We start from the raw sequence: 20357 nt of genomic DNA on the forward strand, positions 1-20357 counted from the left end.
AATTTAAAAATAATCAAATAAGTAATAAATTATAATTAAATAAAAAAACCATGAATATCTCAAAATTTATCTTCGCTACTGTTTTTACTCTTTCTTTATCTTTTAGTTCTTTTGCTAACTCATCGTTTGATGAAGGCAGCGTTAAAAATATCTTCAAAACTACTTTCTCTACAAAAGTAGAGAATAAAGCCATAGCAAATATTGAAAACAATAAAGGTATAATCACAGTAATGCTTACTGATGAGCAGGGCAACATTTTGCACGAGAAAAGAATTACTGCTGAAAAAGTAAAATACAGCATCAACTTAGCCAAACTTCCAAAAGGAACATACTTTTTGCAGGTAATAGGCGAAGATAAATCAACATATGAAACCTATTATGTTAGATAATCATAATAAATAGCACATTAAACCTCTTCATGAATTCAAAAAAGCAATCTCGTTTGAGGTTGCTTTTTTTATATAGTTTATTTCTTACCTTAATGATGCTTTTAGCTCGTAGACGGTTGTGAGGTTAATGTTCTAGGCTTCTTTTCTAAGATAACTAGCTAGTTTTTCTTTGAAATGTTCTTTGTTAAAAGGCTTTGCGATGTAGTCATTCATTCCTGCAGCGATACATTTTTCAGCTTCTCCTTTGAGTGCTGATGCTGTCATGGCAATAATAGTGAGGTCTTCTGAAATGGATTCTCTTATAATTTTGGTAGCTTGGTAGCCATCCATTTCTGGCATGTGTACATCCATCAAGACCAAATTAAACTTTTCTTGCTGCAATTTTTCGACAGCTTCTTTTCCATTAAATGCCACATGAATATCATAGCCCCAGTTCTTCAACATTGTTACCACTAAAAGCTGATTGATTTCATTGTCTTCTGCCAAAAGAATTTTATTAGTTGGTTTTGGCTTAACAATACTTGTACTGTCAATAATTTCTTTTTGAGATTCAGAATGAATAGCATCACGCAAAACATCTGGAATTTGTCCATTTCTATCTCTCTGCTGAATGGGCTGACTAACTTCTGTATATTTTTTATAACGAATTTGAAAAGCAAATGTACTACCTTGTCCGACTTTACTTTTTGCAAAAATTTCTCCTCCTTGAAGTTCTACAAGTTGCTTACAAATTGCCAATCCTAAGCCTGTACCTCCGTATTTTCGTGTGGTATCGCTGCTAGCTTGCGTAAACATTGTGAAAATGTCTTGTATTTTTTCCTCTGGAATACCAATTCCTGTATCGCTTACATAAAAATGCAGTACAACAGAATTTTTATCTTCATCTACGAGTTCTGCGCCAATGGTAATCTCTCCTTTATGTGTAAATTTGACAGCATTTCCCAAAAGATTGAGCAAAACCTGTCTCAAACGCACCTCATCACCCACAAAACGAGCAGGAACATCACGACTGATTTTACTTCTAAGTCTAACCTTCTTTGTATCTGCTTTTACCTTGATGCTACTGATAAGTCCTTCCACAATAGGATAAAAATCTATCGGACTTTCTTCAAAAGAAATTTTACCCGATTCAATCTTAGACAAATCTAAAATATCATTGATAATAACCAAAAGATGGTCAGCAGACGATTTGATGGCATTGACATATTTTAACTGCACATTATTGAGCGAAGTATCTAGTAAAAGCTCCGACATTCCATAAACGCCATTCATAGGAGTACGGATTTCGTGGCTCATATTTGCTAAAAATTGCTCTTTTGCTTTGGCAGATTGTTCGGCTTGTTCTTTTGCTAAGACTAAAGCTAAATTTTGCTGTTCGATTTGAGCCAACATATCATCAAAACTTTCTGTTAGCGTTCCGATTTCATCTCGTCGGTCGCCTCTGCTTATACGTGTAGAATAGACTTTTTCTTGTGCAATTTGTTTGGTCTGCGCTGTAAGGTCTAAAATCGGTTTCGAAACAAGCCTTTGCAAGCGAATAGCAATAAAATATGTCAGCAGGGAAACAGTCAGTAGAATTAGTCCTGTAATAAGTGCATAACGTTGCAGACGGTCGTAAAAACGGTCAAGGTTGGAAAGCAAATATACTGTTGGGTATTTTGGAGGACGATTATCTACAGAAAGTCCTGTCGTATTGTTTTCATTGAAACTACCTAATTCTACTTCTCTTCGATGATGCACCGACATTTGATTTTTGAGTAAGTCAAATTCTGTATGAGGAGGTTCTTTATATTCAGGATTCACTTTAATATCTAAGCGTTCATATTTTGCAAACAGATTTCCCAGCGTGTCATATACTTGTGCTGCCAAAATATTAGGGTCAGAAGCAAACAAATCTTTCAACTGGCTTTCTGTATTTTCGGGCTGGGCGAAACTGACAGGTAAATAATTATCTCTTGAAATAATTTGCGCTCTATCACGCAATCCTGTTTCTAATTCGGTTTTGTAGTCAATCAAATCATAAATCACAAACGCCGAAAAAGCCGTTATGAGGGCAATAATAGTCGCTATCATAATAGATGCTACTACTTTGGTTTTTATAGAAACATGATTGAGAAACTTGAACATAGAGTAAAATAGTTTGCTAAACCCTAAGGGTCTTCAAGACCCTTAGGGTTTTCGTGGTTGTGCAAGACAAACTACAATAGTTTTGCCTTAAAATCAAAAATAAGACAAAAATCTATTTAATTCTATCAGAAATTAGACGAAAGCTACCTTTGTGTCGATTATAACTGTGTTTATTTGGTTACTGCGATAGAAAGGCTGATAATGCTAGTGGTGTTTAGTCTTCTCTGGGCCATCCTTTTATAATAGGTGTTCCATATCCAGCTATAGTAAAAATACAGTAAGTTATAGTATAAGGTTTTAACATAATCACTTTCTCATCTTTTAAACACTCACTTTTTATAGGACAAGTTTTGTAGAAATCTATAAGCACTTCAAATCCACCATATCCAGCTATACTTAGTGTTTGTGTAAATAGAGCCTTAGGTCTTTCTAAAGAATAAGCCTGTCTATTTTTTCTACAAAAATCATCAAAAAGACTATCAAATTTTACTTTAAAATCATTAGCTACTTTCGGAATAATCCAGTATTTAGGGTTATTATTTTTATACTTAGACACCATCTTATTCTCAAACATGTGCTTATCAATGACGTTGCAGTATTGAGCTAAAACACCTATATCTGAATTAGACAAATTATAAAAATTAGAAAGGTCTTTTATCTGTTCATACTTTGTATTGAGAGAGTCCATAAAAGAATTGTAATAAATAAATTCAGGAATCCGAACCCGAGGTATCACATCCATAGAATTATGTATCCTCTTAAATTTTTCGTTAAGACTATCCATTTCTATTTGCTGTTTTTTCCATTCATCAATGCTCTCTGGATTAACGAAAATTTTTTGTACTGGTTCATATTGATAAACACTATCTTTGCTAAAATAATACTGCCTTATACTATCGTACTCATACGTATTTCCATATATGACAGCTTTTTTAGGAAATAATCTATAATAATCATCTTGAGCTATACTAGGATAGATGTTGATTAGAAATAGCAACAATAAAATAATGTATTTCACCATGTTAAGTTTTATTGGATATAATTCTCCAAATTTATTTGTTTTTGAGCTCAAGCAACACTAAAAAAGCAAAACCTACCTTACCCAGCCACCGAACTCAATTCTTCAGCATAGTAATAAAGCGTACTACAATTTTCTTTACGAAGAGTTTTCTTGGCAGCCGTCATGAGGTCTTGTTTTGTAACTTGTGCAACCTTTTCAGAAATCTGATTTACCCTGTCCACATCTCCCAAAAGAGCATAGTAAGCAATATTCATCGCACGGTTCAAGACTTCTACCTCTGAAAAAACGTGTGAGGCTTCGGCTTGGTTTTTTACTTTTTGAAGCTCTTCATCTGAAATTTCATTTTCTAAGAAATTATCAATGACAGTTTGGATAGCCTCTTCGCCTTGTTCTGGCGTGTAGGCAGGATTTAGTTTGCCAGAAATAACCAAAAGTCCTTCATCTACCGAACCCATAATGTATGCGCCAATAGAATTGAACATTTCTTTTTCTTTTACCAATTTCTGATACAAACGAGCTGATTTATCTCTTCCCAAAACATCACTTACCAAATCGGTAGCGTAGTAATCGGCAGCGTTTCGGTCTCCCATTCGGTAGGCTTTGTAAATGGCATTCAAAGGAACTTTTGCTGTTACTTTTTTATGTCTGGCTTCTGTCTGGGGTGGTTCTTTTTCTAGGTTTCGCATCGGTCGGTTGCCTTTCGGAATATCACCAAACCATTTTTTTACCATTTTTTCTACTTCGTATTTCTCTACATTTCCTGCCACTACCAAAATCGCATTGTCTGGTCGGTAATGTTTGAAGAAAAAAGATTTTACCTCCTCCAAAGTAGCATCTTCGATATGTTTGATTTCCTTTCCAATCGTTGCCCAGTTGTAGGAATGTTTTTGATACACCAAAGGACGTAAATGTAGCCAAATATCGCCATAAGGCTGATTGAGATAACGCTGTTTGAACTCTTCAATCACTACTTTTCGCTGCACTTCTAGTGCATTTGGGTCAAAGGAAAGAGATAGCATTCTGTCAGCTTCTAGCCAAAGGGCAGTTTCTACATTAGGCGCAGGAACGACGGTGTAATAGTTGGTTACATCTGGCGAAGTATAGGCGTTGTTTGAACCTCCCACTTGTTGCACAATCGTATCGAAGTTGGGAATATTGGCAGAACCACTAAACATCAAATGTTCAAAAAGGTGTGCAAAGCCTGTGCGATGAGGCGATTCGTCTCTTGAACCGACATCATACATAATATTTACCGTAGCAATAGAAACTGTTTTGTCTTCGTGGATATAAACACGTAAGCCGTTATCAAGCGTAAAGTGTGAAAAGTCTATCATAAAGTTGTTGTTTGTCGTTGGTGGAGACACCAACAACGGCATTGAAAATGGAAATTTATCAGATAAAAAGTGTCGAATTTCATTTATCACTTATAACTTACCACTTATCATTTAATTTAGTTTGGTTCATGTTTTAAAAATTTCTCAAAGTCGTTTTGAAGCTCGTCTGTCATAAAGTTTTTAAACTCTATTTGTTCGTTTATGTCTTTCAAAATTTCTATAAGTGAGTTTATTTTTCCTTCGTTAGTAAAGTGCTTATTGACGACGATAATAGGCATTCCTTTTACTAAGCACGCTCCAGAGCGAAAATTACCTTTTTCGTAACGCACCTTATATCCTCCCAGTTCGAAGATATTTTCTAGTTTTTCTAGTGTTTCTCCTGTATATCTCATAATTTTTTATTTCAAAATACAGAAAAATAGCATTTAAAAACAAATCTTAAACTTTCCTTTCAGTGAATCAAATAACTTTATGTTGTCAAAGGTGTTAGTGTTTTATCATTTAACATAACCCCATTTTATGAAATCCATTTTTTCACCTCTATTTTTAATTTCTTTTCCTCTTATGTTATTTTTTGGCTGTGCTTCTAATAAGTACGAAAATGTGTCCTATTTAGAGAAACCAGTTTCAGAAAAAACATCAGATGAGCCTTTGCCTACACTCAATATTTTTTCTCCAAAGAATCTGAAAAAACATAGTAAAAAGTTTGATACGAAAAACCAAAAACTCCCTGTTTTGATTTTTGTGCATGGTGGAAATTGGAATAGTGGAGACAAGAAAACGTATAGTTTTTTCGGTAGAAATTTCGCTAAAAAAGGAATTGTTACGGTAGTGGTGGGTTATACGCTTAGTCCGAAGGCAAATTATGATGATATGGCAAAGCAAATTGCGGCAGCCGTACAATGGACAAAAAATAACATTGAAGAATATAACGGAAACCCAAATAAAATCTTTCTTACAGGACATTCAGCAGGAGGGCATTTGATTGCACTTTCTACTATGAATCCAAAATATGGTGTAAAAGATAATACAGTTTCTGGGCTAATTTTGAATGATGCAGCAGGACTAGATATGTATAATTATCTCCAAGAAAATCCACCGACAAGCAATAGCAATTACGATACAACTTGGACAAAAGACGCAAAAACATGGAAAAATGCATCACCAATTTACTATATTGATAAGCAGACACCACCCATTATGCTTTACTTAGGAAAGAAAACCTATAAATCCATTATTGTTTCGAATGAGCATTTTTTGGATTCTTTAGAGCAGTTTCAACCAAATGTTGAGGCTATTTTACTGAATAAAAAGCACGTTCCGATGATGGTACAATATTTTTTTCCTTGGAGCAAGCGATATGATGAAATAATAAAATTTATAAAGGAAAATTAGAGTAATAAAATATTTCTATTCAAAATGCAAGAAGAATTATATCATCACTTGAATAAATTTATATCTATAGATAAAAAGGAAATGCCTAAAATTCTTTCGTATTTTGAACTAAAAACTCTAAAAAAGAAAGACATTTTATTAGAAATTGGTAAAAAATGTACTTCAAACTATTTTATTGTTAAAGGTTGTGTTCGCCTATTTTTCGTCAATGAAAAAGGTACAGAACAAACGATTCAATTTGCTATTGAAAACTGGTGGCTTACTGATTATTTAGCTTTTGAACAGCAAAGCATTACTGAATTTTGTATTCAAGCCATCGAAAATTCTGAAGTATTAGCTATTGATTATCAAAGTCAGCACGAGTTATTAAAAAACTTTCCACAGCTAGAAACATATTTTAGAATGGTTTATCAGAAATCCTATGGAGCTTCTTTAATGAGAGTAAAATACATGTTTGACTATTCAAAAGAAGAAATTTTCTTTGAGTTTAGAAGGCAGTTTCCTGATTTTGTAGAGCGAGTACCACAATATTTATTAGCAACGTATCTAGGCTTGACACCAGAGTATTTGAGTCAGTTGAGAAATAAAAGGACATAGTAAATACTAATTATCTTTCTTAAACCAGTTTAAGTTTTTTGTAAGAGAAAGCCAGTAGCTTTGTTGAAAACATTAATTACATCAAACCATTAAACAATGAAATTTCTAAATATTCTATTTGCAACTTTTATTTTATTTAGTTGTACCTCTCAAAACAAAACAAAAAATAATCTTACGAATATAGATTCTTCTATGAATTTGGATTCTTTGGCAAGTTGTAGTCCAAATACTAAAAATAGTCAAAATACTTCTTTTTCATTAGATGAAAGCTCCAAAAATTCATTAGCTCAACATCTAAAGTCATTAAACCCTGATTTGCCTATCATTGGTTTATTGATGTATGACGACGTTTTGACAACAGAACTGACTGCGCCAATGGACGTTTTTACAAAACAAAGTGAAGATGGAAAGCAACTTTTTAATGTCATTACAATTGCCGAAAGATATGAAGTCATTACAAGTGAAGAAGGACTAAAAATGTTTCCCGATTATATTTTAGAAAATGCTCCAAAATTAGATATTCTTATTGTGCCGAGTGCTTATGATATGAGCCTACAAGTCAAGAATAGGAATTTAGTGGAATTTATAAAAAAGCAAAATCAAAATACAGATTATACAGTAAGTAATTGTGCTGGAGCTACTTTGATTGGAGAATCTGGAATTGCAGACGGAAAGAAAATTGTTACTTGGATTGGTGGTGGAAAAGAATTACAGAAAAATTATCCTAATCTCAAAGTGCAAAATGATGGAAAAATAAGTTATATGGAGGATGGAAAATTTTTGTCTTCAAATGGAAATTTAGCTTCTTATATTTCTTCTTTAGAGCTTTTGGAAAAACTCAGCAGTAAAGAACATCGAAAATTTGTAGAATCGTATCTTTATTTAGATAGGCTTCAAAACTGGAAAAAGTAAGAAAACAAAAACCCTAAGGGGCTTCATAGTCCCTTAGGGTTTAAATGCTTACTTCAAAATAATGTCCACCAATTTATCATAATCGTTTTCGATAGATAACTTTTTAGCATTTGATAAATCTACCTTTTCAGATTTATAACTTGGAATAGCCTTTTGAATAATTTCTGAAAACTTTTGTGGATGTGCCGTTTCTAAAAACAATCCGATTTCATCATCTTTCAAAACATCGTGTAGAGCTAATTTTCCAACTGCACCATGTGGGTCTAGCAAGTAGCTATTTTTGTCGTAACAATTTTTTATTTCCTCAATCGTTTTCTCATCATCTACTGTGAAGGCAGAAATGTCTTTTTTTGTAGCTTCTACATTGCTTTTATAGAGATATTCTATACGCTCAAAATTACTTGGATTGCCTACGTCCATTGCATTAGAAAATGTCTGAACAGAAGGTTTTTGCTCATATTTTCCTGTTTGGAGGTAATTATAAAATGTATCGTTGGCGTTGTGTGCAGCAATGAAATGTTCAATCGGCAAGCCTATTTTTTTAGCTAACAGTCCAGCTGTAACGTTGCCTAAATTTCCAGAAGGTACAGAAACGATGAGTTTTTTATCTTTTAAAACGCCTTGTTTTTTAAGCTGTTTGTATGCCAAGAAATAATAAAGCATTTGAGGCAATAGGCGAGCAACATTGATAGAGTTAGCACTGCTTAAAGTTACTTTTTCTCTTAGTTTTGTGTCGTTGAAGGCTTCTTTTACCAGTTTTTGGCAGTCGTCAAATGTTCCTTCTACTTCTATGGCTTGAATGTTTTTGCCTAGCGTAGTCATCTGAAATTCTTGATACGGACTTACCTTTCCTTTAGGAAATAAAATCTTGACATCAATTCCCTTCACATCAAAAAAACCATTGGCTACTGCGCTTCCTGTGTCGCCCGAAGTGGCTACTAAAATGGTTACGTTTTGGCTATGGTCATTATAAAAATGAGACAAACACCTAGACATAAAACGTGCGCCTACATCTTTAAAGGCTTGCGTATTACCGTGGTAGAGTTCTAAGGAAAAAATATTGTCTTCTACCTTCACAACAGGCAAAGGAAAATTAAGCGTTTCGGAAATGATTTGCCCAAGCTGCTCATCGTTTAAAGACCCTTTCGTAAATGGCTTTAATACTTCAAAAGCAATTGCGTGATCTTCTTTGCTTTCTATATTTTCAAAAAAAGAAACAGGTAGAGAAGGAATATTCTCTGGAAAATACAAACCACTATTTTTTGTAAGTCCGTTGATGACAGCTTCTCTGAAAGAAACCTTTTCATCATTTTTTCTTGTACTGAGGTAATTCACTATTTTTGACGTTTTAAGAACTGTTGGATTTTATGCAAATGTAGTATGAAAAATTGTTTTTTTGTATCTTTATGTAAGACAAATAAGTTAGTTCTTTTAAATTAGCCTAGCAATGCAATTAAAAATAGAAATAGAAAACCCTGCTGATGTAGATATTTTATTGGCTATCCTTGAGCGTTTTAAAGTGAAAATTATTCAAGAATCTGAAAAGATAGAAGATACTTCGCAAGCTAAAAGTCAATCATCTCCACTGTTTTGGTTAGACAAACTAGCTGAACAAGGAGGAGTTTCATCTATACAAAATCCTTCTGATTGGCAACGAGAAACTAGAATTGATAGTAAATTACCTTTTAGAGATTAATTTTAAGAAAATGATATTAGATAGCAATATTGTGATTTATGCAGTACAGCCGAATTACGAAAAGCTCCGTGAGTTTTTAAGAGAAAATGAGTATGATTTGGCAGTTTCTGCTATTACGAAACTGGAGGTTTTGGGGTACAATAAACTCACAGAAGATGAAAGAGAAATATTTGAACGGTTCTTTGAGGTAGTCAAGCAAATACCTATTAGTGGAGAAATTATAAATAAAGCTACTCAGTTGAGACAAGAAAGGAAAATGTCTTTAGGAGATTCAATAATTGCTGCCACTACTTTGCTAAAAGATGAAACTCTACTTACCAATAACGATGCAGATTTTAAAAATATAGTTAACTTGAAAATAGTTGCTTTGAAGGATATAATGGAACAAATATAAATCTTATGAAAAGTTACTTTTTTTGCCTTTTGATGTGTTTGATTTTATTTTCCTGCAAGCCAACCGAACGAGAACAACTTGTAGAGGAAAAAATAAAGATGATTAATTCCAATATGGAAGAATGGAATGAACTCACGGAAAAGAGATTAAAAACTGACTTCGTTAAAAATAAGCGTGGATATGCTTCATCATACATAGAACAATTAGATTTAGCCTTGCAAGAAGAATTAGAAAGTAAAGGCATCATCTCTATTGATGTGAGGTGGGAAAATTGTACTTATGTCCAATACTATTATGAAAGGTATTCATTTGGAATGGTTAGTATAAGTTGGGAAGCTTGTGATGCTGAACATTCAAAGAAAGGAGTGAATAAACAAAGAATGCTAATTGAAACTTGGGGAATCGGTAATGGCTGGTCTATTTTAGTAGATAGCGATTGGATTTAAAATAAAATTATAATGGAAATAATAGTAAAAAGTATATCAACTCTACTGATTTCTTGCTTGGTTGTTTTTCCTATTCTGATAGAAATGGGTTTGAGCAAGTTCAAAATTGATTATAAGTTTCTTTTATATTTATGTCTGAGCATAGCAGTTACTTTTTCTACCTTGTTAGTTTTTGGTTGGTGGTCAGATTATTCTACACAACTTCTCTTGCTTCATTATGACTATGATTTGTTCACAATGGGTGGCGAAAAGTTTAAAAATGTAGCTCCTGAAAATATAGAAAGGGTTAAAGTTTTGTTGATAAAATACTATGGGGTAGGTTGGGTTCTGAAAGTACTTATGATATACGTTCTTTATATTCCTTATATTTTCTTGGTGTATTTTGTTATTATTGTTTTTAGAAAACTTAAAGGTAAGATGTTATGGGGTACACAAAAGAAATAAACTGTTACAAAAAAGAAGAGTTCTCTGATTTCAATGGATTGGATTTGATAGAAATATTAAAGCAAACTAATTGGGAAGTTAAGTTATTTCTTATTGATAAAGGAAATGATTATGATTGGATTAGTTTAGAAGAGAATAAAGAAGGAAAAACGAAGTTTAAAAATATTTTGGAGTACAAAGTAAAAAATAATGAAACTATCGGTTATTCAATTTTCAATGCTCAAGTTGAACGATTTGTAAGTGTTGCTTTTATAATGTTGATAATTCAGTTTGTTTTGATTTAGAAATAGGAAGAGACGAAAATGAGCTAGAATGGTATCATCAAAATCTAATCCTTCTCATAGAGAAACAAAAAGCTGTTTTTTCTAAAATAGAATGGCAAACAGGTTATGAATTTGAGATTATAAAGGTCATAGAAAGATAATAAAGTCTTATAAAAATGAACAAACAAATTGAAAGGTATAAAGAATTTGCTACTAAAATCGAAGCAAAATATAATCAAGAACCAGATAATTATCTTGGATTACAAGGAGACATTTTTACAGTTTTAAAAGAATTACCTAATAAAAAGCAGAGTATAGTTTTTAGCTTCAAGGTTAGCCGTGCTGCCTATCATTCCTATCATTATACAAATTATGCTTATCTGTCTGTAAATAATGAAAAAGTAAAGACTTTACACATAAAAAAAACTTTTGTGTCTAAACTGTTACCTATCAAAAATAGCTATAGTTTAGTAGATAGCAGTAACTCTTATGGGGTGAGCATTATTGAACTAATGAATAAATACCAAATTGAAGTAGTAGAGGAGATCTTTTATTCTAAAAGTTTAGAACACGGCAGTACAATTAGCATAAAATGTAATTCTACCTTTTTAGAACTTCAAGAGCTGATGAGTTTATATGATTTTGTAATTGATGTATCAAACATATTATAGGATTCTTAGAAAAATTTACTTTTCATAAATTCTAATGTAAAGTTCTCCATTTTTTTTATCTCATGTTCAGTACTCTAAAAAAGTGCAAGTTTTATTTTACTAGAGAAGAATAGTTGAAATAAAGAAAATTGATTGTACTAATAAGATACGATTTTTCAAATATAAAAATCAAAAACGAATACCAATAATTAGAATATCGTCTATTTGTTCTCTATTTCCTTTCCACTCTGTAAGCTCTCTTTGCAAGGCTCTGCGCTGCTGTATCATAGAAAGATGTTGATGATTTTTAAGGAAGTTTCTCAAACGACGGCGCAAATATTTTCTATCCTCTGTTCCTCCAAATTGGTCTTGAAAACCATCAGTGAGTAGATAAATTGTATCACTTTTCTGAATTTGAATGGTACGAGTTGTAAATTCAAAGTCCTCGTCCATTTTTCCTCCAATAGACTGTCTATCTGCTTCTATTTCGATAATTCTTTCTTTATCTTCTGCATTAAAAAGATACATCTGATTACGTGCAGCAGCTATTTCTAATGTTTTTGTTTCTTTATCCCATACACAAAGCGTCATGTCCATTCCGTCTTGTGTAAAAGTTTGTTCTTGTCGCAAGCCTGTCGAAATGCCTTCGTGCAAAGCATCCAAAATTTTTGCAGGGTCAGTAATATGTCTTGCTAAAATGATTTCATTGAGAAGCTCATAGCCTATCATAGACATAAATGCCCCTGGAACGCCATGTCCTGTACAATCAATAGCACTAATGATAGATTTTCCTTCTAATTTATTGAAATAATAAAAATCACCACTCACTATATCACGAGGCGAAAACAAAACAAAAGTATCTTCAAATTCTTCTTGAATAGCTTCTAAAGGAGGAAGAATCGCATTTTGAATACGCTTAGCATAATTTATACTAGAAATAAGTTGTTTGTTTTTGTCTTCAATAATTTCCTTTTGCTCATTGATTTGATAGTAAGAATTAGCATTTTCAATGGCAATGGCAGTATAGACAGCCAAACTACGAAGCAAGTTTAAGTGATAATCGTTGTAGGCATTTTTTTCAAAACTCTGTACCGTAATTACCCCAATTACTTTTTTCTTTATTTTAAGTGGAAGATAAATGAGCGAAGGAGCAGCCTTCCCAACTGTTGTTTTCGGACGATGCGACATATAGAGTTCGTAATCTACATCACTATCATTGACAAATAAATCTTGTTCGTTGAGAAAACACCAAACAGCAAAACGCCCTGTCTCGTCTAATCTTTCATAATGAAAAGGAAGTTTTTCATTGTTTTCAATCGCTACTGGAAACTCTATAGTTTCATCTTCTTCATTATGAATTCCGATGGCAAAAACAGATGCATCCATCAGTTTACTAACATGCTGATAAATCATATCAGTAATTTCGTCAATAGAACGAGTAGCTGTAATTTCTTGTCCTAGTTTACTCAACACACGAGTATTAAAGTAGGCTTGACGCATTTCTTCAGTACGCTCTCTAACTGTATTTTCCAATAGGTTTTTTTCTGACTTTAAGCGTTTTGTATAAAGTCTGATGCCATATTGAGCAAAAAAACCAAAAATAAGTAATAGAGAAAGATAAAATAAAGGATGTTTAAACCAAGGCGTTTTTATTGTAAATTTGAATACAACTTCTTCACTCTCTACCCCATATAAATTTTTAGCTTTCAAACGAAAAGTATAATCTCCTTCTGAAAGATTGGTGAATTTATCTTGGGTTTCTGTTGTCCAAGCAGACCATTCTTTGTCTAAAGGTTCTAATTTGGTTTGATAATAAACCTCACTACGCTGTTCAAAGAATGAGCTTCCAAAGCTAAAACGAAGAGAATTTAATTCATAAGGCAATTTTACTTTTTCTTCTTTATTACTTTGCTGTTGGAGAATAAAATCTGTTGCAAAAAGTAAGGAGTCATTTGCTCCACTATGTTCTATTTGAGTAATAAAAACAGAAAAAGGCTGTTTGTCTGCCATCGTATTGAGAGGATTATAGGAAATAAGTCCTTCATTTGTTCCAATCAAAACTAAATTATCATTCACTGGGCGAACTGCTTGTACAATTTGTTTTATTTTATGAAACGGCGCATCATAACGCAGATAAGCAGAATCTGTTTTTTTAAGCTGAACGAGCAACGTTTGTGAACTACTAAATTTGTTCTTTTCATTTTGAGTTACTATCCATAAATTTCCTTTTTTATCTTTCTCAAGAATAGTAATTGCCTTTTTCTCAATAAGTTTCTCAAAGTCTGGATGAGGCGTAAATGTATTTTCATTGAAAGAATAAATACCTTCTAATGTTCCAAAAACAGGTTTTCCGTCTAACTCAAATACATGATTGCCTTGGCTTTTAGGCAAACCGTTGAGTTGTCCATAAAATTCAGAATGAGTAATCGTTTTAAAATCTGGACTTAGCTTTAATCTAAAAATTCCTCTATTGTAATCACTAACCCAAAAATCATTATTTTCATCCTGAATGATTTTGGTAGCTGCACCAAGAAAACCTTCTATTTTATCTACAAATACCCAATGGTCATGTTGCCATTTCAAGAGTAAAAGCCCTTCGATAGAAGCTGCTATCAGATGAGAAGTGTCATTTTTTACCAATGTAAAGTCTTGAACCAGTGGATTACTGGCAGCCAAAAGCTCTTCGATACCTCGTGTACCTATCCAAGCAATACCTGGATTTTGTGCGCCTAAAAGGATGTCTTTATATACATCTAGTTTCCAAGTTTCTCGTTCAGAGTAAGGCAAAAGACTAAATTCTTTAATACTATCTGCTTTATATGAGTTAGATTTAAAAACTCCTTGTACTGTTCCTATATAGAGACTGCCTTTATAGGGCGATGAAATACTCAATACATTTCTATTTATATCTGTGTTTTTTCCAAAGTAACGGAATGAGGAAGCAACATCAATATAAGAAATTCCATTACTAAGAGCTGCCCAAAGCTGTTTATTAGAGTCTTCATAGAGATAAGCTACTCTATCATCTTTTAAGCCATTTTTTGAAGAAATCTTATAAAGAAAATTGAAATTAGTATCAAAAATCAACACCCCCATCAGACGTGTGCCGAGAGCATAGTTTCCGTCTGCTAGTTTAACTCCACAATAAACTTGACTTGATTTTAATACTGCATCTGAAGAAGTTAAAAATGGTGTAAAATTTCCTCCTTTGCTATATGTATAAATACCTTTCTGCTCTGTAATAATAAAATAGGTTGATTTATTTTTAGGTAAAATCGCATAGATTTTTTCATCTGCAAAAATTTCACTTCCTCCTATAAATTCTAATCCTTTGGCTGTAAGATTATGCAGCCCTTTTCCCCACTCTCTTACAAAGAGTGTATTTCTATCTTCTTCTTTTATATGAAATGCTAAGTGGAAGGCTGTATTAGGAGAAATAACCTTAAACTCACCGTCTTTATACCAAAAAATTTTTTCAAAAGATTGAAATACAATTCCGTCAGCAGTAGAAAAGGCTTTCCATATTGTAGAAAACTGTTTGTCTTGCTCGTTCATTTTTTCAGATAACGATACATAGACCTTATTTCCCAATGAGTCTGTATCCAAATAGCCAATTTCTGCTGTTGCACCTACGTATATTTTTCCGTCTTTTCCTTTAGTTAGAGCTGTTGCACTGGCTAGGTTAGGTAGTTCTATCAACCTCCATACATTACCACTATACTCTAAAATACCTTTTGCATTAGCTACATAAATTCTGCCTATGTCGTCTTGCACAACCGACCAATTTTGAGGATGTGCTTGATAGTCGTAAATAGAATAGTGTTCTGTGGTTGGAATAGCTTGGGCGTATAATTTATCTGAATGATGGACAAAAATAAAAAATACAATAAAAAGTATCGTAAAATATTTACGAATGCAGAGAGAAAATAGACCTAGAAAGTTTAAAAAGTGTTTTACCTGATTCATTGTGCTAAAGATGCAGCTAGAATAATCTAATATTGATTTTATGTTATCAAAAATATCTCTATTTGTAAGCAAGATAGCTTTTAAATTATTCAGATAACAAAAACTAAGCGAAATAATCCATTTTTCTAAAAAAAGTAGCTTTTATTTTAAAACTTTTTATTTGCTTCTCTCGTATAAGCGTTTTTATTTATCATAATTAGCACCTTATCAAGGTTTTGCCTCTGCTAAAGCTTTTACCTTTTTGAGTTGCTTTACACATTTGTATTTTTGATTGTTTAAGTTGTGGCGAGTAGTGTAGCCAAATTCCTTTTGTATTTCTTCAGTAGTTTTTTTTTCTTCTACAATAGTAGAGAGAAGGTTTTGGCAGTGTGAGGTAAGACGAGAAAAATAATCACCAAACTTTTCTAGTAATGGCTTTTCTTCTTCTAGCTGCTCATCAAACTTTTCTGACAAGACAAAAGCATATTTTTCTGAAATATTTTCTCTTTCATCGAAATTTTCAGTAGTTGCTAGTGAATAGACAGTTGCTTTTTTGTTTTTACGCAACGTATTGAGCCACATATTTTTACTAATGGCAACTATATATGTCTTTAGAGAAGCTGTAAGATAGAAGTCATCTTTTTTTAGTTTTTCCAAGAATACGATAAGTGTCTCTTGAAAAATATCTTGAGCATCTTCTGTTGTCCCATTATTTTTACAAACATAGTTTTCTACAAAACCATAATAATATTGATAGAGCTTTGCAAAGGCCTTTTCATTTCCTTCACAAAACTCTGTCAATAATTGTTTTTGTTCTTCGTAATAAACAAGTTGTTTCCTAGTTCTTTTCATTTTGTAGCTTTAAAACTAATGATAGATTCCCACTCTAAAGAGTGAGCTACATTATTTTTTAGACAAAATTTGTGCGACTTCTTTTGCAAAATAAGACAAAATAACTTTTGCTCCTGCTCTCTTAATGCTTAATAAGACTTCTAACATTACTTTTTCACCATCTATCCATCCTTTCTCTGCACCAGCTTTTATCATAGCATATTCTCCACTTACATTGTACGCCACAATCGGCACATGTGAACTTTGGTTTACTCTGCTGATAACATCAAGATATGAAAGAGCTGGTTTTACCATAATCATATCTGCGCCTTCTTCAATATCTAGCTTGGCTTCTAAAAGAGCCTCACGTACATTAGCAGGATTCATTTGGTAGGTTTTTTTGTCTCCAAAACGAGGAGCAGAATCTAAAGCATCTCTAAATGGACCATAAAATGCACTCGCATACTTGGCAGTGTAGGCAATAATTCCGACATCTTGGAAACCAGCTTCATCTAGTGCATGTCTTAAATAGCCAACTCTTCCATCCATCATATCAGAAGGAGCAACATAATCAGCTCCTGCTTTTGCTTGTGCAACAGCCATTTTACCTAAAATTTCTAAGGTTTCATCATTGATAATCTTTCCATCTCTATAAATTCCATCGTGTCCGTCGCTACTGTATGGGTCCATTGCTACATCTGTCATTACAAAAACATCTGGAAATTTTTCTTTAATGGCAGTAATAGTTTTTAAGTACAAATTATCTGGATGGTAACTAGATGTTGCCATAGAATCTTTCTGTTCGTCGGTCAGGCTTGGAAAGGGGGCAAAGGCTCTTATTCCTAAATTATAACACTCTTCGATTTCCTCTAAAAGCAAATCTAAAGAATAACGAAAAATATTAGGCATTGAGGCAATAGGCTCTTTCTTATTTGTTCCTTCAATGACAAAAATGGGAAAGATAAAATCAGCTACCGAAAGAGAAGTTTCTTCTACCATAGCACGCAAAGCAGCCGACTGGCGATTACGACGAGGACGAGAACGCATAGATTGGAAATCAAAAGGCATAAATGAATGGATAATTTAGAATGTACAATGGGTAATTGTAATTTTTTTTGATTATCAACTTTTAAACCACAGACACTCTACCCTACTATTTTTTTATTTGAAATTTAAGTTGCAGAGCAATGATATATTGATGTTTTAATTTGAATCCTACAAATTATATTTCGTTGCTCTGCAACTCCTAAATAAAAATACTCTTCTAGGACGTTGCGATGCAACTAAAAAATACTTTTTTAAAATAGTAGGGTAGAGTGAACCACAGATAAATGTCTTGATAATTTTATACAACTACCTAAATCGTAAAAATAAGGTATTCTAACCTTTATTTCTAGTCTAGTTATGAAACTTTGCAGACTTTATATACTTTGTTTTGTTTGCTATGGAATACAGTTGAACATTAACAATTTTTCATTGTTAATTTTGAATTGTTCATGGAGTCATTATTTTGAAAACTGCTCTTATTTTTCAAACTTTGACTGTAAATAATCCTTTCATTCAAACACAAATTAAAATGAATAAAGTCTATCCCAACGCAGAGGCTGCCATTGAAGGTGTAGCAGATAATATGACCTTTATGCTCGGTGGTTTTGGTCTTTGTGGAATCCCTGAAAATGCTATTGCTGCTCTTGTAAAAAAAGGCGTAAAAGGTCTTACTTGTATTTCCAATAATGCAGGTGTAGATGATTTTGGTATTGGTCTGATGCTCCAACAACGTCAAGTAAAAAAAATGATTTCCTCTTATGTAGGCGAAAATGCTGAATTTGAAAGACAACTTCTTTCTGGGGAGTTAGAAGTAGATTTAATCCCACAGGGAACGCTTGCCGAACGCTGCCGAGCAGGTGGCGCAGGAATCCCAGCATTTTACACACCAGCAGGATACGGAACAGAAGTAGCCGAAGGAAAAGAAACTAGAGAATATAATGGCAAAATGTATGTCTTGGAAGAAGCCTTGCATGCTGATTTTGCTTTTGTAAAGGCTTGGAAAGGCGACAAACAAGGCAATCTTATTTTTAAGGGAACAGCCAGAAACTTCAATCCAATGATGGCAATGGCAGGAAAAATAACTGTCGTAGAAGTAGAGGAGCTCGTAGAAAATGGAGAGTTAGACCCTAATTTTATTCATATCCCTGGAATTTTTGTGCAGCGTATTTTTGAAGGCAAGAACTACGAAAAACGTATCGAAAAGCGAACAGTAAACAAATAATGATGAATAGTTAATAATAAAATATTCATTTTTGAATTTTATTATCGACTCATTGTTCATTATCAATTTTCAACTTTCAATTAAAAAAATATTATGTTAGATAAATTTGGAATCGCAAAACGCATCGCACAAGAACTCCAAGATGGTTTTTATGTAAATTTAGGTATCGGAATTCCTACTTTAGTTTCTAATTATGTTCCAAACGGGATTGATGTAGTTCTTCAATCTGAAAACGGACTTTTAGGAATGGGACCTTACCCAACAGAAGAAAATGTAGATGCAGACCTTATCAATGCAGGAAAAGAAACGGTTACAACATTGGCTGGCTCTTCTATTTTTGATTCAGCTATGAGCTTTGCCATGATTCGTGGTGGACACGTAGATTTGACTGTTTTGGGAGCTATGGAAGTTTCTGAAAATGGAGATATTGCCAACTGGAAAATTCCTAAAGTGATGGTAAAAGGAATGGGAGGAGCTATGGATTTGGTAGCTTCTGCTCAAAATATCATTGTAGCAATGATGCACACCAACAAAAAAGGAGAATCAAAACTTTTGAAGGAGTGTAAGCTACCCATTACAGGACTAAAATGTGTAAAGAAAATCGTTACTAACCTTGCTGTCATTGATGTAACTGATGAAGGGTTCGTACTTCGTGAGCGTGCGCCAGGGGTAAGCGTAGAAGACATCAAAAACGCCACAGAAGGAAAACTCATTGTTCCTAATGATGTGCCTGAAATGAAAATATAAGTTGTTTTTTTTACACCCTCTTAGTTTTTTTAGGTTTGACTAGAGGGTGTAATTTAATTTTACAAAAGGAATCAGAAACTTTAGTCTCGTCTAAATTCACTCTTATTTGTATCTGTTTTTTTTCATTCACATTCTAAAAAATGTGCTACAATTTATACGCTACTGAAAGCATCAGACCTAAGCTCTTTTTTCTAAATCTGTCGTTATCAAAAGCGAATTTTTGGTCGGTTGTATATTCTGTAAAGAGAAAGGCTGCACCACCACGAAGGGCAATTTTTTTACTTACATCATAGTGTGCATAGAGTTCAGAGTTGAGGCTTCCAATATCGTAATCACCTGTCAAAAGCAAGTTGAAATTGGTAACTGAGGCATTGGAAGTAGTGGCAGGAATTCCTTCACTAAATGAGTAAAATGTACTTTCTCTGTCTTTCCCAAAACTAAAGCCTATTGCATCAATATTAAATCCTACACTAAATTTTTTTGAGAATTTATACATCAAGAAAATAGTAGCATTTAGAGAGTTTGTTTGAGCAGTAGGCATCAACAACGTGTCTAATTTTTCCTCATTTTGAGGTTTGAAGAAATTTCCTTCTGAAACACTTGCTGGAGCAGTAACTAACTCTATATCACGCCCAAAATAAGATGTAAAACGAACACCATAACCAATATAAAAACGTTTTTTGAAAGCTATTGGATACAGACGAGAATATGCAATAGCTGGAGAAACACCTTCTGGATAAATACCAAGAGCAAAATTGACATCTGAATAAACTCCATTGGAGGAGATTTTTTCTTCTGTGTTTTCTTGTGCCAAGAGAGGTAGAGAATACGTCAAAAATGAAATGAAGAATACAAAACTGAATATTTTCATTGGAAATAAAATAAGTGATTAAGAAA

At 33.2% G+C, this 20357-nt stretch carries 21 protein-coding genes; 12 read left to right on the top strand and 9 right to left on the bottom strand.

Going from position 1 to position 20357, the window contains the following annotated elements:
• Positions 1 to 50 precede the first annotated feature (50 nt).
• Entirely contained in the window at positions 51 to 389 is a 339-nt protein-coding gene (locus QZ659_RS17095; protein WP_291727694.1) for a DUF3244 domain-containing protein, read from the top strand.
• Between the two features lie 132 nt (positions 390 to 521).
• Here QZ659_RS17095 and QZ659_RS17100 read toward each other — a convergent pair whose 3' ends face one another.
• From QZ659_RS17100 to QZ659_RS17115, 4 genes are all read right to left on the bottom strand, one after another.
• On the bottom strand, positions 522 to 2516 hold the full coding sequence (locus QZ659_RS17100) for an ATP-binding protein (protein ID WP_291727696.1): 1995 nt from the start codon (positions 2514 to 2516) through the stop codon (positions 522 to 524).
• Positions 2517 to 2730: 214 nt separating this feature from the next.
• A complete protein-coding gene (locus tag QZ659_RS17105) occupies positions 2731 to 3537 on the bottom strand; it encodes a hypothetical protein (RefSeq protein WP_291727697.1) in 807 nt (268 codons plus the stop codon).
• A 77-nt stretch (positions 3538 to 3614) separates the two neighbouring features.
• The gene (locus QZ659_RS17110; protein ID WP_291727699.1) at positions 3615 to 4871 is read right to left on the bottom strand and encodes a M16 family metallopeptidase; all 1257 of its coding nucleotides are present in this window, start codon (positions 4869 to 4871) and stop codon (positions 3615 to 3617) included.
• Positions 4872 to 4987: 116 nt separating this feature from the next.
• Positions 4988 to 5263, bottom strand: a complete 276-nt coding sequence (locus tag QZ659_RS17115) for a hypothetical protein (RefSeq protein ID WP_291727701.1) — start codon at positions 5261 to 5263, stop codon at positions 4988 to 4990.
• A 127-nt stretch (positions 5264 to 5390) separates the two neighbouring features.
• Here QZ659_RS17115 and QZ659_RS17120 point away from each other — a divergent pair, with 127 nt between their 5' ends.
• The 3 genes from QZ659_RS17120 to QZ659_RS17130 all read left to right on the top strand — a co-directional run bounded on the left by QZ659_RS17120 (position 5391) and on the right by QZ659_RS17130 (position 7775).
• Positions 5391 to 6266 carry an alpha/beta hydrolase gene (locus QZ659_RS17120; protein WP_291727703.1) on the top strand — a complete coding sequence of 292 codons (876 nt, stop codon included), beginning with the start codon at positions 5391 to 5393 and terminating at the stop codon, positions 6264 to 6266.
• 24 nt (positions 6267 to 6290) lie between these two features.
• Positions 6291 to 6863, top strand: a complete 573-nt coding sequence (locus tag QZ659_RS17125; protein WP_291727705.1) for a Crp/Fnr family transcriptional regulator — start codon at positions 6291 to 6293, stop codon at positions 6861 to 6863.
• Positions 6864 to 6959: 96 nt separating this feature from the next.
• Positions 6960 to 7775, top strand: coding sequence for a DJ-1/PfpI family protein (locus QZ659_RS17130; protein ID WP_291727707.1), 816 nt, complete (start codon positions 6960 to 6962; stop codon positions 7773 to 7775).
• A 48-nt stretch (positions 7776 to 7823) separates the two neighbouring features.
• Here the strand turns inward: QZ659_RS17130 and thrC are convergent, their stop codons facing one another.
• Complete coding sequence (gene thrC, locus QZ659_RS17135; RefSeq protein WP_291727709.1) at positions 7824 to 9110, bottom strand: threonine synthase; 1287 nt, start codon at positions 9108 to 9110, stop codon at positions 7824 to 7826.
• A 112-nt stretch (positions 9111 to 9222) separates the two neighbouring features.
• Between thrC and QZ659_RS17140 the strand changes: the two genes are divergently transcribed.
• The 6 genes from QZ659_RS17140 (at position 9223) to QZ659_RS17165 (ending at position 11689) form a co-directional block, all read left to right on the top strand.
• Positions 9223 to 9471, top strand: a complete 249-nt coding sequence (locus tag QZ659_RS17140) for a hypothetical protein (RefSeq protein ID WP_291727710.1) — start codon at positions 9223 to 9225, stop codon at positions 9469 to 9471.
• A 10-nt stretch (positions 9472 to 9481) separates the two neighbouring features.
• A complete protein-coding gene (locus tag QZ659_RS17145; RefSeq protein WP_291727712.1) occupies positions 9482 to 9865 on the top strand; it encodes a type II toxin-antitoxin system VapC family toxin in 384 nt (127 codons plus the stop codon).
• 5 nt (positions 9866 to 9870) lie between these two features.
• On the top strand, positions 9871 to 10311 hold the full coding sequence (locus QZ659_RS17150) for a hypothetical protein (protein WP_291727714.1): 441 nt from the start codon (positions 9871 to 9873) through the stop codon (positions 10309 to 10311).
• Between the two features lie 12 nt (positions 10312 to 10323).
• On the top strand, positions 10324 to 10755 hold the full coding sequence (locus tag QZ659_RS17155) for a hypothetical protein (RefSeq protein WP_291727716.1): 432 nt from the start codon (positions 10324 to 10326) through the stop codon (positions 10753 to 10755).
• Positions 10734 to 11039: a hypothetical protein gene (locus QZ659_RS17160; RefSeq protein WP_291727718.1), complete on the top strand. Its 306-nt coding sequence runs from the start codon at positions 10734 to 10736 to the stop codon at positions 11037 to 11039. The genes QZ659_RS17155 and QZ659_RS17160 overlap by 22 nt, the downstream gene beginning before the upstream one ends.
• A 155-nt stretch (positions 11040 to 11194) precedes the next feature.
• Positions 11195 to 11689 carry a hypothetical protein gene (locus tag QZ659_RS17165; protein ID WP_291727720.1) on the top strand — a complete coding sequence of 165 codons (495 nt, stop codon included), beginning with the start codon at positions 11195 to 11197 and terminating at the stop codon, positions 11687 to 11689.
• Between the two features lie 168 nt (positions 11690 to 11857).
• On the opposite strand, the gene QZ659_RS17170 is transcribed toward QZ659_RS17165, so the two are convergent.
• The 3 genes from QZ659_RS17170 to hemB form a co-directional block, all read right to left on the bottom strand.
• Positions 11858 to 15634, bottom strand: coding sequence for a SpoIIE family protein phosphatase (locus tag QZ659_RS17170; protein ID WP_291727722.1), 3777 nt, complete (start codon positions 15632 to 15634; stop codon positions 11858 to 11860).
• Positions 15635 to 15841: 207 nt separating this feature from the next.
• Positions 15842 to 16465, bottom strand: a complete 624-nt coding sequence (locus QZ659_RS17175) for an RNA polymerase sigma factor (protein ID WP_291727724.1) — start codon at positions 16463 to 16465, stop codon at positions 15842 to 15844.
• A gap of 51 nt (positions 16466 to 16516) precedes the next feature.
• Positions 16517 to 17512, bottom strand: coding sequence for a porphobilinogen synthase (gene hemB / locus QZ659_RS17180; protein ID WP_291727726.1), 996 nt, complete (start codon positions 17510 to 17512; stop codon positions 16517 to 16519).
• A 508-nt stretch (positions 17513 to 18020) separates the two neighbouring features.
• On the opposite strand from hemB, the gene QZ659_RS17185 reads away from it, so the two are divergent.
• Both QZ659_RS17185 and QZ659_RS17190 read left to right on the top strand, forming a co-directional pair.
• Complete coding sequence (locus QZ659_RS17185; RefSeq protein ID WP_291727728.1) at positions 18021 to 18713, top strand: CoA transferase subunit A; 693 nt, start codon at positions 18021 to 18023, stop codon at positions 18711 to 18713.
• Positions 18714 to 18803: 90 nt separating this feature from the next.
• Positions 18804 to 19460, top strand: a complete 657-nt coding sequence (locus tag QZ659_RS17190; protein ID WP_291727732.1) for a 3-oxoacid CoA-transferase subunit B — start codon at positions 18804 to 18806, stop codon at positions 19458 to 19460.
• Between the two features lie 145 nt (positions 19461 to 19605).
• Here QZ659_RS17190 and QZ659_RS17195 read toward each other — a convergent pair whose 3' ends face one another.
• Positions 19606 to 20331 carry a hypothetical protein gene (locus QZ659_RS17195; RefSeq protein WP_291727730.1) on the bottom strand — a complete coding sequence of 242 codons (726 nt, stop codon included), beginning with the start codon at positions 20329 to 20331 and terminating at the stop codon, positions 19606 to 19608.
• Positions 20332 to 20357: the final 26 nt, after the last annotated feature.

The sequence above is a fragment of the Bernardetia sp. genome (assembly GCF_020630935.1).
In the GTDB taxonomy this organism is placed as follows: Bacteria; Bacteroidota; Bacteroidia; order Cytophagales; family Bernardetiaceae; genus Bernardetia.

Excerpts from the sequence above, each read along its gene's own strand:
- QZ659_RS17095 (WP_291727694.1), top strand. The coding sequence starts at position 51 with ATGAATATCTCAAAATTTATCTTCGCTACTGTTTTTACTCTTTCTTTA.
- QZ659_RS17100 (WP_291727696.1), bottom strand. The coding sequence starts at position 2,516 with ATGTTCAAGTTTCTCAATCATGTTTCTATAAAAACCAAAGTAGTAGCA.
- QZ659_RS17105 (WP_291727697.1), bottom strand. The coding sequence starts at position 3,537 with ATGGTGAAATACATTATTTTATTGTTGCTATTTCTAATCAACATCTAT.
- QZ659_RS17110 (WP_291727699.1), bottom strand. The coding sequence starts at position 4,871 with ATGATAGACTTTTCACACTTTACGCTTGATAACGGCTTACGTGTTTAT.
- QZ659_RS17115 (WP_291727701.1), bottom strand. The coding sequence starts at position 5,263 with ATGAGATATACAGGAGAAACACTAGAAAAACTAGAAAATATCTTCGAA.
- QZ659_RS17120 (WP_291727703.1), top strand. The coding sequence starts at position 5,391 with ATGAAATCCATTTTTTCACCTCTATTTTTAATTTCTTTTCCTCTTATG.
- QZ659_RS17125 (WP_291727705.1), top strand. The coding sequence starts at position 6,291 with ATGCAAGAAGAATTATATCATCACTTGAATAAATTTATATCTATAGAT.
- QZ659_RS17130 (WP_291727707.1), top strand. The coding sequence starts at position 6,960 with ATGAAATTTCTAAATATTCTATTTGCAACTTTTATTTTATTTAGTTGT.
- QZ659_RS17140 (WP_291727710.1), top strand. The coding sequence starts at position 9,223 with ATGCAATTAAAAATAGAAATAGAAAACCCTGCTGATGTAGATATTTTA.
- QZ659_RS17145 (WP_291727712.1), top strand. The coding sequence starts at position 9,482 with ATGATATTAGATAGCAATATTGTGATTTATGCAGTACAGCCGAATTAC.
- QZ659_RS17150 (WP_291727714.1), top strand. The coding sequence starts at position 9,871 with ATGAAAAGTTACTTTTTTTGCCTTTTGATGTGTTTGATTTTATTTTCC.
- QZ659_RS17155 (WP_291727716.1), top strand. The coding sequence starts at position 10,324 with ATGGAAATAATAGTAAAAAGTATATCAACTCTACTGATTTCTTGCTTG.
- QZ659_RS17160 (WP_291727718.1), top strand. The coding sequence starts at position 10,734 with ATGGGGTACACAAAAGAAATAAACTGTTACAAAAAAGAAGAGTTCTCT.
- QZ659_RS17165 (WP_291727720.1), top strand. The coding sequence starts at position 11,195 with ATGAACAAACAAATTGAAAGGTATAAAGAATTTGCTACTAAAATCGAA.
- QZ659_RS17170 (WP_291727722.1), bottom strand. The coding sequence starts at position 15,634 with ATGAATCAGGTAAAACACTTTTTAAACTTTCTAGGTCTATTTTCTCTC.
- QZ659_RS17175 (WP_291727724.1), bottom strand. The coding sequence starts at position 16,465 with ATGAAAAGAACTAGGAAACAACTTGTTTATTACGAAGAACAAAAACAA.
- hemB (WP_291727726.1), bottom strand. The coding sequence starts at position 17,512 with ATGCCTTTTGATTTCCAATCTATGCGTTCTCGTCCTCGTCGTAATCGC.
- QZ659_RS17185 (WP_291727728.1), top strand. The coding sequence starts at position 18,021 with ATGAATAAAGTCTATCCCAACGCAGAGGCTGCCATTGAAGGTGTAGCA.
- QZ659_RS17195 (WP_291727730.1), bottom strand. The coding sequence starts at position 20,331 with ATGAAAATATTCAGTTTTGTATTCTTCATTTCATTTTTGACGTATTCT.